Below are 10,110 nucleotides of genomic sequence, written 5' to 3'. Positions count from 1 at the left end.
CGTGAGGTGCGATCATGAACATGTTTCTGATCGTAACGAGCGTATTCGTGCCGACTGTTTTGGGCCTAACCTCTTACATGGACTATGTTGCACACGGTGCGTGGTTCTGGGATCGCCCGGACCCCACTGACGTGACGAATGATCCCACGGTGACGCCAACGCTCCAATAAAAGAAGGCCCCGGTCGATGATCGGGGCCTTTTCATTCTCTGAATAAATATTACATGCGGACATTCATCGACATCGTGGCAGAAGAAATTCAGGCTCCAATGGTATTCCACTCCACTGAATTTGGCCCTGAGATCATCGCTGATGGTGAAATTTTGGCTAACTCCACCATCGACCTGTCGAACCTCAATGGCAAGGCAACCGATGTTCGTTTTGATGACACCCACCATGAGGCCAAGGGTGTTTGTGTCACGCGATCCTTCTATTTCGCCCGTCAGTTTTCCGATGTCATTTTTGGGATTGACCTGCGCAAACTGAAAAGCCGTTTCCGGGTTGTGCAGCGGGCCGAGACAGGTGCCTACGATCTTGCGGACGATCACGGCGATTTTCGGATCGAAGCAGAGGAATTCGTGATCTGTCCCGGCATTGACACCGATCGATATGTGACCTCGATCTGGATGTCAGAGGAGCGGCGTGGCGATGAAGAATTTGCTGCGATTGTCGCCGATCCCCGTTTCGCTGGATACTTTAGGCAGCCCTAACAACGATTATAAACGTCATTTGCCGTAGAGCGCCAGCACTGGAGTGACTGCGATGAATGCCGCATGGCAGCCGTCTACGCGTCCCCAGTCCTCATTGTAGACCCGCCAGCCTTTCTCAGTCGATCCATCGAAATATTCGTCCTCCTCTTCGTAAGGGGCCTCCTTGAGCCAACTGATGACCCACTGCGCTGCCGCAGTGGCGTCCATTTTGAAAGGGAAGGGGTGGAAATCGGTCTTATCGGTGGGGGCATAGGAGAAGAACACCATGCGGAGTGGTCGTTCGCGGTCGCCACGGACAGATATGTCAGGGGAGGGGCCTGCGGGGCGCAAGGCATAGCCCACAGCCGTCTTTTGCCATACGCGGCTCCGGTGTTCCTGAAACGCCATTTTCAGTGCGGGGAGAATGTCACCATCGCTGGTGATGTCGATCTTGAAGTTATCCATCGCGAATTTTTCTCTGTAAAATGATCAACACTTTATAGTGAGGTCTCAACCATGGAGGCAAAAAGAAAAGGCCACCCGTTGCCGGATGACCTTTCCTATGGAATAGAATATATGTTAATCAGAATACCAACAGCGCAGCCTCGATTCAACGCTGCTGATGTGATCATTATATTGAAGTAGATGCAGTTCGCGCAATATTAAAAAACGAATATTTTGCATTCGTTACTTCGCGCCTATAAATAAAGCGTCATGCGCAAACTAACCGATCAGGAAGAGCAATTGTGGACCGAGGTCACGCAAACCGTGCGTCGCCTCGACGATCCCACACCAATGCCATTTTCCCGGTCGCCACAGCGCGAAACCGCTCCAGAGCCATCATGGGTGCTCGATCTTCACAACATGACGCTGGAGGACGCCTACAGGGCCTCTCTCGGCTTCATTGCTGATGCGGGTGTCTGTGGGGTAAAATCAGTCGTCATCATCACGGGCCTTTCCGGGAGGATCAGGACAGAATTTCCGATTTGGATGGAGCGCGCATCACTTCGTCATGTTGAAGTGCTAAATGGTGGCGGCGCATTCAGGTGCCATATAAGCCGCAACCAGCGCGTTTCCTGACATTTTGGCATAGGCGCAACCTAAATATTGTGGACGGGCCTGTAGAAGGCGTAGAACGTCCATATCGCCGGAACACCCGCCTTAGAACAGCGGCCGGATGACGAGGCAGTCAAACACTCTAGGGCGCGATGATCCATCGCGATAATGGGACCCGCCCCAAAGCTGCGAGCCAGCACGTTGTAAGCGCCCTTTGGGGGCTCCGTGAAAGCAGACATCGGCCATGAGTGGGTCGACCGGTTTCGGGTTCTCTGCCGGTATAAAATGAGGAGGCGACCAGAACGATGATGGCGACAGCATTTCGACCATCAGCGGACACACGTTCCTCGATAGCGATGTGTCTGTGATTACCCCAAGGGTATAACCGTTAGGCAAGTGATGCCGGACCGAGGTTCGCTCGGATTGTATCTTTCCGGACAGGAAAGTTGCGTCCCAACCGTCTCAGTAGAGTTTTTGCGCATCACAGCCGAGATTGGGCTGCTACAAGCTGGTACCGGGTAACCGCCAGCCTCCAATAAAATGGATACGTTGCTTATCGAGTGACTGGACGACTCAGGGACGTCAGGAACATTATCTCCCCCTATGTGGATGAATTACCTTCTTGGAGTTCAACCATATAGGGGGAGATATGTGACATTCCGATCTAGGGACAATGCATATAATTGAACCATTCAATTGATATGAAGATCGAGAACGTAAGCGCTTGCGCTGTAGTGATGATCGAATATCAGGGCATCAGTGAAGCGTAGCGAAACTGATCCCTTAGTGATTTCATGACATCTTATGGTGCGATCAGTGCTGAGCCGAAGCCGGGCCTTGCTGCCCTCGTCGCCCACTCCAATTGCGGTAGACGGACTGATCGCACCAATCTATTTACCCTGCGATAAATAGGCCTATGCGTGAGTTCATAGATATCGTGGAAAGCTTCGGCACCGTTCTCAATTTCGACCCACAGGTTGACTCGACCCTGTTTGATCTGGACGTCAAGGCGGCCAATGGAACGATAACCCCGAAAGAGGTCAAGGATTTCGGTGCGTTTCTCCGATCGAATAAGACCAACTTCATTCGGATGTATCACGGCACCTCCAGCAAACATGATGTCACAGGGAAGGGCCTTCTGCCTACATCGGCTACACGCGCTAAAAGCCTGCAAAGTGCTCACGGTTTCGTATATCTGGCTTATGATCCCAACTCGGCCGTGTCATTCGCGCGCATGGCATATTCTGGTCAGCCCGGTCATATCATTGTCTATGCGGTGGACGTGTTGGTCAGCAGACTGCTCCCTGATAAGGACCAATTGTTCAACAAGCGAATGTGGGGCGGGGCGAAAGACCTCGGTGACTCTCTCGCAGAGTCAATGATCTACGGGCGAGGTGCCCGCGTGCGGGGGAAGATCGACCCCATGCAGTTACATATTTGGGGTGAATTCGATAAGCATGGTCACCCGATCGATGGTGCAGATATGAAGAAGGGGTCATAAGACCCCCTCAACATTTCAACGCCAATAAATACAGACGCTATCGCCAAGAACACTCACAGAGGCGGTAGGTTTGGCTCCGGTAGACGGGATTGGCGCATGAGGATGTAACTCAGCAATAAGCCGATACCGGTGAGGATCAGACCAATAATCTGTGGTGTATTCATGCCACTTTCTCCAGCATGCGGCCGATCTTCCGCAAGTCCTCGACTCCAATTCCGAGCGCGGAATAGCGCCAGCCCGTCCCCTGACCTTCGTTCTTGATCGCACGATAGAATTCGTGCGGAACGGGGAGGTGCTCGGATTGATCCAGACGGTCGACCAGATCATTGATCCGAGCCCTCATCGAAGTGATTTCATCCCGGCTGATTACGGGAACGTCGAGAGAAAATTTCCCCTCATAGATCAGTTGGTCAACCCGCGTTTTCTGACGCAGGATATAGCTCGCCATCACACCGATGATATGATTGATGCAATGTTCGTCATCGGGTTGGCTTTGCCATTGGCCGCCATAACATGGCGCGCCATCCTTGTAGAGGCGATAGCCTCGGGGCGGCTTGTGCTTCGGATAGGGTTCGGCTTCCACCTTCACCTCGTGACGAAGCGGCGGCAGTTCTGGAAGCTGACCACCCGCCGTCATGTCATAATAGTAGCGTGGCTCCCACGCTTTGATGAAGCCCTCCGATGGCTCTACCTCGATGAGATAGAAGGGCCAGCCGGAAGCACTGTTGTGGCCATAGGGTTCGGGGGCAATCAGCATCGGAAATCCTCATGGATCGGTTCGACCGAATAGGCTTCGAATTCATCATCGAATTCGAACTCGTTTATAATCATGCTTTCGTGATAATTTGGCGGGTAGCCTTCCTCGACGGAATGCGTGGTGTCGAAACGCCTGATAGCTTCTGCTCGGTCGACATTAACATAGCAGCGAAAACTGCTGGGAAAGCCGATCGCCACAATTTTGTTCATCAAATGGCTCCTTTCAAATCGGAACCACATAAACAGGTCGCGGTAGATAATTCCAGAAACTTCCGCTTTTTGAAAGTTTCTGGAATTTTCCTCTACTTCATCATCGTTTCCAGTGCGTCGGCCGCGTCATGGAGAAGCAGGACATCGGGATCGTCCATGAACTCCTCCGGGGTGCTCGATCCATATGGGCCGCAATGACTGCTATCGACATTCTCCCTCTCCGAAAGCTCGGCCGGGAGAGCATTGGCGCGATCGCGCAGCCGCTGGATCAGACCAGTGACGTCAGAGGGACGAAGGCTCATGCCGCAATCCTGTCATGCTGGTCGAATGATTTCCGCAGAGCCTTCGCATAGAAGGCGTGCATCTCGTCGAATTCCTCTTCGTATACGCCATCGCGAAAGTCAGGTTTGAACGAGAGATCGAAATCGACCTTGGCGTGGATTTTCAGACGCTTGCGAACAGCATCGGCATCGAATGCGCCCATGGAATCGTAATAGACGCCATCGACCTCGACCACCGAGTGATACCATTCGGGGCGACCCTTGTGGAAGCAGAAGGCTGCGGCGACCATCGAGCAAGCAACATCGCGCTCGCTCAGAACGTCGAAAAGGGCGGCGGCAAACACGGAACAGGTGTCCTCCTGCGCATCTTTGCGCAGGCGACCGAGCTTTGCGTCATCGATGATCTGTGCGACGTTCATGCTCACCACTCCCCCAGCATATCGATTGCAGTCGTGAACGACGTGCCGTTGACGGCCTCGAACATCAGGCGCGCTGCCATTTGCAGCACTCTGATGCGCGTTTCCAGTTCACCGATACGGGCAACGATTTCGCTGCGGCGCTGGTCGGTAACCTCGAACGTGGATTCGGCAGCCAGCATGGTGCATTCGTCGGTCATGTAGGACAGCGCGAGCATATAGGAGCGCATCATGCGGCTGTCGTCGATGCGATCGATCACCGCATCGCTCTTGCTGATATCGAACACGCGAATGTCCGACCGCTTGACGATATCATTCACCGAACAGAGCTTGGGTTCGCACTCAGTTTCAGCGACATTCCAGACCTGAAAGATCACACCTTCGAGCGTGACACGATCAACTTTCAGGTGAACGTTCTTGAGTGCGGTCTGGGTAGTCATCTCGATCTCCATCTGTTGAAGTAGATATGCCGACCAAGAACTCTCACGTCAAGAACTTTATACTACTTTTTATGAAATGCCCCGCGTCAGTCGAGATCGCTTGCTTCCCACAGGCATGTGTCGCACTCCAGTGGCGCATCCTCTCCCGCCGGGACTTTCTTTTCGCGCAGCTTCCCTTGGCATTCCTCAGTTTCGCTGCCCTCGACATAAAGGGGGCAGGGCTCTCCGATTTCGAAGTCCTCAACGTAACGGGTCATTTCATGTCACTCCGGGTGATCGTCAGGCGACCATTTCCAACGCCACGCCGTTCTCCGTCAATATTTCGTCAGCGTAGCGGGCGATGATGAGGCGCTCGATTTCCGCCAGTTCATCCGCGCGCCGCCTTTCGGCAAGCTTAAACGCCTTGGTTTCGATCGCCTGCCGGGTCAGTGAGGCGGGAACGGTCGTCTTGATCCGTTCCTTCTCAGGGCCGATCCCACCATAGCAGGTGTCACGCATGCCATAGGTGACGAATTCGATTTCCGTCGGCGAATGGATGATCACATCATAGGCGAACCAACTTTCGCTTTTGGGGAGCGCGCGCATCACATGACGGAAACGATGGTCGCTGTGCGTGTGATGCGGATGTTCGACCGCCTTGATGGTGAAGGGAAACATCGGACTGGCCTTTACTGTTCGGAAGAAATGATTTCGCAGCGTTCCAGACGAACGCCCCTGCCTGCACCGAGGCCGTCATCGAAGTCGACGTCGACCAGACCGTTGGGGCAAATGTTGACGATCGTCCCGACGCGCTTGTTTTCGCCTTGGAACCCACATGCCACGCTGACGCGGGTGGTGGGAACAAGGCCCATGGAGACAGTCCGTGCGACCATGGATCGAGAAATGGCATCGGCGAAATTAGACATGGTGGTCTCCACTTGTTGAAGTGGATATGCCCCATTCGACGAACGCGGTCAATGTAAAATACCACCTTTTATGATTTAGTAGGAGAGTAGATCGTTGTCCCCAAATTCTCTATTGAACACCGACTTTACCTGATCCGCCCCAAATGCACCGTAGGTCAAATGACCATCTTCGTGCATGCGGATGCCGTCGAAGCCTGCGCGATGGAACAGGCTCATGAAGGCCCAGTGTCCGTCAGTGCCGAACATGTCGCGGCCGTTGAGCCAGAAATCATATGCGGAATAGTGCGGCCCACTTTCCTCCTGATATCGCCCAGCCTGAAGGGAGTCGAAAGCCGCCTCATACTCCTCATCGGGGAGCGTGTTTGCCGCCTGCGATCGAATGATGTCGATCATTTGTCGGATCGTAACCGCATTAGGGAGCCCATCGGCATCGAGCGGGTGGACGATCCGCATAAAGATGGGGAGGACATTGGCGCTACCATTGTGCCATTCTTGGCGCATTTCAGCGTAGGTCGACGCCAACTCTGGATGCACGCTCCCCCAGATGAATTTGCTCGAATGGAATAGCTGAATATTCTCACCGGTGCCGTGGTAGAGGACCAATGGGGCACCATGTTCATCGACCACTTTGCTGTCGCCGAACCAGCGGACAAAGGCTGGATTGTCACGGGGGTCGGTGGCTTCGGTGATGATGTCGATGAAGTTTCTCATCGGATACTTATGCGCGCGCACCCGAAGGGAGTCGAACCCTTGACTAGATGGTTAAAGCATCCTGTTCTACCGTTGAACTACGGGAGCATGCGCCGTGTCTGGTTACGTGATCCCGACATAACCGTCAAATATAATTTCGCGATGGTCTGATAAATATACAATGACCGAAGCACCGACCTTTCGCGCACTTATCGACCTTGTAGAAGGCCAAATGCTCAACGAGCTTTTTAAAAGCGGCTATCCAATCCAGTGGGACAAATCTTTCGGTCACCCCGATACAGCGCGATTTAAGACCGATAATGGTCACAACTATGAAATCGTATTCGGAACCCAAGATGAAAAATCCTATTCGGTGTATTTCCGGAACGAGGGCAACATTACCGTCACTGGCACTGGCTTGGCAGGTCAGGTCTTTGCCACGGTGCTTGACGCCATTCGCCAGTTTATCTCGACCGTAAAACCCGCTCAAATAAAATTCACCGCCATGGAAGCGTCACGCGCAAAACTTTACAAGGCTATGATAAAAAAACTCATTTCGGAGTTTCCTGACTATCAGCTAACGGGCCAAAGTCAGGACGATGGGACCAATTTCGTGATCTCGAAAAAAGGATTTTTCAAGAGACTTCTGAACCGCTGACCCGCACTGGTGGGCATTGACCGATAAATAGTCGATGCAAGATCATCGCAAGCCTCCGAAGCCCGCTCATTACTTCAATGCCCAGCCCGGTCAGTGCAAATTCTGCGGTGAGATGGTCCTGAAGAAAGATGGTTCCGTGAATAAGCGGGCAAACTGGCACAACCCCATCTGTGTGAATGAATATAAGGTCATCTATTGGCCAGCCGCTACGCGCAAAGCCGTGTGGAAGCGCGACAAGGGTATCTGTTCGAAGTGTGGAAAGAACTGCGGCCGGAAAGATTGGGACGTCGAACACACGCGCCCACTCTATGAGGCCAATGGTGACATCGAATATTGGAAACTCTCCAATACGACCACATTTTGTAAAGACTGCCATCGAGAGAAATCCGCTCGCGAAGCTGGTGAGCGTGCTGCGAAAAGAAGGGCTGCGAAGAAAATTGACTGACGCGATTTCGCTTCTCTAACGCTGGGTCTCTGATTTGACAGCCCAATTTGAGGAGCAAGATTGTGACGAAGCAAACCGACCGGGTAAAGTGGTGCGCATCGATGGAGCGCGGCCTGACCGTTCTGTGGAACGAGGGCTATAAGCCCGAGGACATCGGCATCGCGCTCGGTATGGGCCACATGGCTGTTCGCACCAAGGCGCATCTGATGGGCCTGCCGGGTCAGCGCGCGCTCAAGGCGAAGACTGCCTAATGAGCCAGTGGATCGAATGGGCGGGCGGCAGCAGCGCACCCGTCGCTGACACCAAGGTCGTCACTGTCCGGTATCGCAATGGAATGGAAGACACGTCCCAAGCTGGTGCCTTCCGTTGGTTCAACACGGATCAATGGGAACATATGGACCACGAGGATATGAACGCCGACGATTATGGCCTCGACGTAGATTATGACATCGTCGCCTACGCGGTGCCGGTGAGTGAGTCATTCCGCGTTCTGAACGATGCGTTGGTCGAACTGGAGCATATCGGATCGAAGCACTTCCTTGTCGCTTCGCAGTCGCTGTGTCTCGCATCGAGCACCAAGGACCTGAAGCTCAGCATCCTTGCTGATGAAGTGGCAGCCAAGATCAAGGCTGTGATGGTTGCGATCGGTAATCTTGAGGAAAAGCCATGAATCCCAAGGCAAACTGGTATGTTCGCGCGGCTGCAATGCTGGCGAAGCAGTGGCAGGATGGGGCTACCATCGAGGGTGTGTCCGTCGTGGACACCATCCTACCGCTGATGGACCGCATTCTGTGTGACAACGGTCACGAGAAGAACCACCCACTGCGTGCTGCCGCCTATCTGCATTCGGTTTGCCATGGTGTGTCGATCGAAGAGGAAAATCGCCGGATGGAAATCATTCGCGCTGATTTCCCTAAGGCGACCCATGACATCATCGCGGCATTCAACAGCCGGGAAAAATATCTGAGCGATCGCGAGGCCGAGATCACGCAGCGGGTCGTCGGTATCCACCTTGGCCCGGAAGTGAAAGTCGCTCGTGACATCGTTCGCGTGATGATCACACAGCGGCGGGCACCCGAAGGCATGCTGGGGCTTGCGCGCCTGCATGACGCATATTCGGCCACCATGCAGCGTTTGGTGAGCGAGAAGATGTGGCTGTGCCTTGAACAGGCCTTCCCCGAAGGTTCAATCACCAAGCGTCAGCCGATGATGCTCCAGTTGGGTTTTTGTTGATGTCTGTGCTGGAGAGCCTGCAAGAATGCTGGACTGAAATCGGCGCGGCCAAGGTCGCTGTCGAGGATGGTGCATATGGTGATTACTCTGGAGCGATTGACGCTGCGGTAGATCACTACGAAGTGGCTTTTGATATTTTCGTCCGCATCTATGGGACGCCTAACATGATGGATACGATGCGCCACCTCCTCGATCCGTTTCTGTATAGTGCGTTTTGTGCGTTCTGCATGGCTGGCGTAGCTGCCGATTTGTCGGAGGAAGCGAACGCATCGGGGGAAAAGACCGATCAGGCGAATGCAATGAACCTGTTGCATCATGCATTCTCTCAATTGGATGACACCCTTATGAGGTTGATCGGTGCCCAAGCCTGATCGCCCGCTCAAGTGGGGTGAAACTGCATTCGATTTCATGGATCGAGAAGAGCTTCTGCTCTTCTCGAAGCGGGCATTCTCAGCCCTCCAGAGCGCACAATCGGTGATCCGCCTGTCAACGCTTCGTGATCCCACTTCGCCGTTCTGGACTGCTCCGGGTGGCACGGGGCGTTTGGCGTTGGCGAAGGTCAACATGACCATTGAAGCGATTGTTCCGGGAGATGAATATGACCTCGCGAATGAAATGTTCCGGTCGTATTTCCGTTACGCCGATCAGGTGCTGTTCCCCGATCTCGCAGATTCCCCGCATCACATCTGGTGGATAAACAGTGACGGGGTGATGATAGGCGGTCCGCCCTCGCCGGGGTTGATGGATGGATGTGGGTGGAAGGATGATTTCCGCATCATGACGGCCGAAGACCTCGACCCTTCTCACCACGAAGAATGAAGAAAGGCCCCG

Annotated in this window: 20 protein-coding genes; 10 read left to right on the top strand and 10 right to left on the bottom strand. The window is 53.7% G+C overall.

Annotated elements, in window-relative coordinates:
- Positions 1 to 223: 223 nt before the first annotated feature.
- A complete protein-coding gene (locus AC0KVN_RS01185; RefSeq protein WP_483655314.1) occupies positions 224 to 709 on the top strand; it encodes a hypothetical protein in 486 nt (161 codons plus the stop codon).
- A gap of 15 nt (positions 710 to 724) precedes the next feature.
- Here AC0KVN_RS01185 and AC0KVN_RS01180 read toward each other — a convergent pair whose 3' ends face one another.
- Positions 725 to 1,153: a hypothetical protein gene (locus tag AC0KVN_RS01180; protein ID WP_483655313.1), complete on the bottom strand. Its 429-nt coding sequence runs from the start codon at positions 1,151 to 1,153 to the stop codon at positions 725 to 727.
- Between the two features lie 249 nt (positions 1,154 to 1,402).
- Here AC0KVN_RS01180 and AC0KVN_RS01175 point away from each other — a divergent pair, with 249 nt between their 5' ends.
- Both AC0KVN_RS01175 and AC0KVN_RS01170 read left to right on the top strand, forming a co-directional pair.
- The gene (locus tag AC0KVN_RS01175) at positions 1,403 to 1,768 is read left to right on the top strand and encodes a Smr/MutS family protein (RefSeq protein WP_483655312.1); all 366 of its coding nucleotides are present in this window, start codon (positions 1,403 to 1,405) and stop codon (positions 1,766 to 1,768) included.
- An 892-nt stretch (positions 1,769 to 2,660) separates the two neighbouring features.
- On the top strand, positions 2,661 to 3,245 hold the full coding sequence (locus AC0KVN_RS01170) for a hypothetical protein (protein WP_483655311.1): 585 nt from the start codon (positions 2,661 to 2,663) through the stop codon (positions 3,243 to 3,245).
- A gap of 160 nt (positions 3,246 to 3,405) precedes the next feature.
- Here the strand turns inward: AC0KVN_RS01170 and AC0KVN_RS01165 are convergent, their stop codons facing one another.
- The 9 genes from AC0KVN_RS01165 to AC0KVN_RS01125 form a co-directional block, all read right to left on the bottom strand.
- Positions 3,406 to 4,002, bottom strand: a complete 597-nt coding sequence (locus tag AC0KVN_RS01165; RefSeq protein ID WP_483655310.1) for a hypothetical protein — start codon at positions 4,000 to 4,002, stop codon at positions 3,406 to 3,408.
- Entirely contained in the window at positions 3,996 to 4,211 is a 216-nt protein-coding gene (locus AC0KVN_RS01160) for a hypothetical protein (RefSeq protein WP_483655309.1), read from the bottom strand. The genes AC0KVN_RS01165 and AC0KVN_RS01160 overlap by 7 nt, the downstream gene beginning before the upstream one ends.
- A gap of 92 nt (positions 4,212 to 4,303) precedes the next feature.
- Entirely contained in the window at positions 4,304 to 4,513 is a 210-nt protein-coding gene (locus tag AC0KVN_RS01155; protein ID WP_483655308.1) for a hypothetical protein, read from the bottom strand.
- Complete coding sequence (locus tag AC0KVN_RS01150) at positions 4,510 to 4,911, bottom strand: hypothetical protein (protein ID WP_483655307.1); 402 nt, start codon at positions 4,909 to 4,911, stop codon at positions 4,510 to 4,512. Before AC0KVN_RS01150 ends, AC0KVN_RS01155 begins: the two co-directional genes overlap by 4 nt.
- A gap of 2 nt (positions 4,912 to 4,913) precedes the next feature.
- Complete coding sequence (locus AC0KVN_RS01145; RefSeq protein ID WP_483655306.1) at positions 4,914 to 5,348, bottom strand: hypothetical protein; 435 nt, start codon at positions 5,346 to 5,348, stop codon at positions 4,914 to 4,916.
- A gap of 86 nt (positions 5,349 to 5,434) precedes the next feature.
- Complete coding sequence (locus AC0KVN_RS01140; protein ID WP_483655305.1) at positions 5,435 to 5,605, bottom strand: hypothetical protein; 171 nt, start codon at positions 5,603 to 5,605, stop codon at positions 5,435 to 5,437.
- A gap of 22 nt (positions 5,606 to 5,627) precedes the next feature.
- Positions 5,628 to 6,005: a hypothetical protein gene (locus AC0KVN_RS01135; protein WP_483655304.1), complete on the bottom strand. Its 378-nt coding sequence runs from the start codon at positions 6,003 to 6,005 to the stop codon at positions 5,628 to 5,630.
- An 11-nt stretch (positions 6,006 to 6,016) separates the two neighbouring features.
- Complete coding sequence (locus AC0KVN_RS01130) at positions 6,017 to 6,253, bottom strand: hypothetical protein (RefSeq protein WP_483655303.1); 237 nt, start codon at positions 6,251 to 6,253, stop codon at positions 6,017 to 6,019.
- Between the two features lie 75 nt (positions 6,254 to 6,328).
- Positions 6,329 to 6,964 (bottom strand): ADP-ribosyltransferase-containing protein, encoded by a 636-nt coding sequence (locus AC0KVN_RS01125; RefSeq protein WP_483655302.1) that lies wholly within the window; start codon positions 6,962 to 6,964, stop codon positions 6,329 to 6,331.
- A gap of 160 nt (positions 6,965 to 7,124) precedes the next feature.
- Between AC0KVN_RS01125 and AC0KVN_RS01120 the strand changes: the two genes are divergently transcribed.
- The 7 genes from AC0KVN_RS01120 (at position 7,125) to AC0KVN_RS01090 (ending at position 10,098) form a co-directional block, all read left to right on the top strand.
- Positions 7,125 to 7,601: a DUF6934 family protein gene (locus AC0KVN_RS01120; RefSeq protein ID WP_483655301.1), complete on the top strand. Its 477-nt coding sequence runs from the start codon at positions 7,125 to 7,127 to the stop codon at positions 7,599 to 7,601.
- Positions 7,602 to 7,635: 34 nt separating this feature from the next.
- The gene (locus tag AC0KVN_RS01115; protein WP_483655300.1) at positions 7,636 to 8,046 is read left to right on the top strand and encodes an HNH endonuclease; all 411 of its coding nucleotides are present in this window, start codon (positions 7,636 to 7,638) and stop codon (positions 8,044 to 8,046) included.
- A gap of 62 nt (positions 8,047 to 8,108) precedes the next feature.
- Positions 8,109 to 8,297: a hypothetical protein gene (locus AC0KVN_RS01110; RefSeq protein WP_483655299.1), complete on the top strand. Its 189-nt coding sequence runs from the start codon at positions 8,109 to 8,111 to the stop codon at positions 8,295 to 8,297.
- The gene (locus tag AC0KVN_RS01105) at positions 8,297 to 8,716 is read left to right on the top strand and encodes a hypothetical protein (protein WP_483655298.1); all 420 of its coding nucleotides are present in this window, start codon (positions 8,297 to 8,299) and stop codon (positions 8,714 to 8,716) included. Before AC0KVN_RS01110 ends, AC0KVN_RS01105 begins: the two co-directional genes overlap by 1 nt.
- Entirely contained in the window at positions 8,713 to 9,279 is a 567-nt protein-coding gene (locus tag AC0KVN_RS01100; RefSeq protein ID WP_483655297.1) for a hypothetical protein, read from the top strand. The genes AC0KVN_RS01105 and AC0KVN_RS01100 overlap by 4 nt, the downstream gene beginning before the upstream one ends.
- A complete protein-coding gene (locus AC0KVN_RS01095) occupies positions 9,279 to 9,650 on the top strand; it encodes a hypothetical protein (protein WP_483655296.1) in 372 nt (123 codons plus the stop codon). Before AC0KVN_RS01100 ends, AC0KVN_RS01095 begins: the two co-directional genes overlap by 1 nt.
- Positions 9,637 to 10,098, top strand: a complete 462-nt coding sequence (locus tag AC0KVN_RS01090) for a hypothetical protein (protein WP_483655295.1) — start codon at positions 9,637 to 9,639, stop codon at positions 10,096 to 10,098. Before AC0KVN_RS01095 ends, AC0KVN_RS01090 begins: the two co-directional genes overlap by 14 nt.
- The last annotated feature ends 12 nt before the right edge of the window (positions 10,099 to 10,110 follow it).

The organism is Sphingobium sp. SG1, from assembly GCF_057063145.1.
This window is presented reverse-complemented; position numbering and strand designations above follow the sequence as displayed.

What these genes read in the sequence shown, in the direction of transcription:
- AC0KVN_RS01185 (WP_483655314.1), top strand. Translation starts at nt 224, where the DNA reads ATGCGGACATTCATCGACATCGTGGCAGAAGAAATTCAGGCTCCAATG.
- AC0KVN_RS01180 (WP_483655313.1), bottom strand. Translation starts at nt 1,153, where the DNA reads ATGGATAACTTCAAGATCGACATCACCAGCGATGGTGACATTCTCCCC.
- AC0KVN_RS01175 (WP_483655312.1), top strand. Translation starts at nt 1,403, where the DNA reads ATGCGCAAACTAACCGATCAGGAAGAGCAATTGTGGACCGAGGTCACG.
- AC0KVN_RS01170 (WP_483655311.1), top strand. Translation starts at nt 2,661, where the DNA reads ATGCGTGAGTTCATAGATATCGTGGAAAGCTTCGGCACCGTTCTCAAT.
- AC0KVN_RS01165 (WP_483655310.1), bottom strand. Translation starts at nt 4,002, where the DNA reads ATGCTGATTGCCCCCGAACCCTATGGCCACAACAGTGCTTCCGGCTGG.
- AC0KVN_RS01160 (WP_483655309.1), bottom strand. Translation starts at nt 4,211, where the DNA reads ATGAACAAAATTGTGGCGATCGGCTTTCCCAGCAGTTTTCGCTGCTAT.
- AC0KVN_RS01155 (WP_483655308.1), bottom strand. Translation starts at nt 4,513, where the DNA reads ATGAGCCTTCGTCCCTCTGACGTCACTGGTCTGATCCAGCGGCTGCGC.
- AC0KVN_RS01150 (WP_483655307.1), bottom strand. Translation starts at nt 4,911, where the DNA reads ATGAACGTCGCACAGATCATCGATGACGCAAAGCTCGGTCGCCTGCGC.
- AC0KVN_RS01145 (WP_483655306.1), bottom strand. Translation starts at nt 5,348, where the DNA reads ATGACTACCCAGACCGCACTCAAGAACGTTCACCTGAAAGTTGATCGT.
- AC0KVN_RS01140 (WP_483655305.1), bottom strand. Translation starts at nt 5,605, where the DNA reads ATGACCCGTTACGTTGAGGACTTCGAAATCGGAGAGCCCTGCCCCCTT.
- AC0KVN_RS01135 (WP_483655304.1), bottom strand. Translation starts at nt 6,005, where the DNA reads ATGTTTCCCTTCACCATCAAGGCGGTCGAACATCCGCATCACACGCAC.
- AC0KVN_RS01130 (WP_483655303.1), bottom strand. Translation starts at nt 6,253, where the DNA reads ATGTCTAATTTCGCCGATGCCATTTCTCGATCCATGGTCGCACGGACT.
- AC0KVN_RS01125 (WP_483655302.1), bottom strand. Translation starts at nt 6,964, where the DNA reads ATGAGAAACTTCATCGACATCATCACCGAAGCCACCGACCCCCGTGAC.
- AC0KVN_RS01120 (WP_483655301.1), top strand. Translation starts at nt 7,125, where the DNA reads ATGACCGAAGCACCGACCTTTCGCGCACTTATCGACCTTGTAGAAGGC.
- AC0KVN_RS01115 (WP_483655300.1), top strand. Translation starts at nt 7,636, where the DNA reads ATGCAAGATCATCGCAAGCCTCCGAAGCCCGCTCATTACTTCAATGCC.
- AC0KVN_RS01105 (WP_483655298.1), top strand. Translation starts at nt 8,297, where the DNA reads ATGAGCCAGTGGATCGAATGGGCGGGCGGCAGCAGCGCACCCGTCGCT.
- AC0KVN_RS01100 (WP_483655297.1), top strand. Translation starts at nt 8,713, where the DNA reads ATGAATCCCAAGGCAAACTGGTATGTTCGCGCGGCTGCAATGCTGGCG.
- AC0KVN_RS01095 (WP_483655296.1), top strand. Translation starts at nt 9,279, where the DNA reads ATGTCTGTGCTGGAGAGCCTGCAAGAATGCTGGACTGAAATCGGCGCG.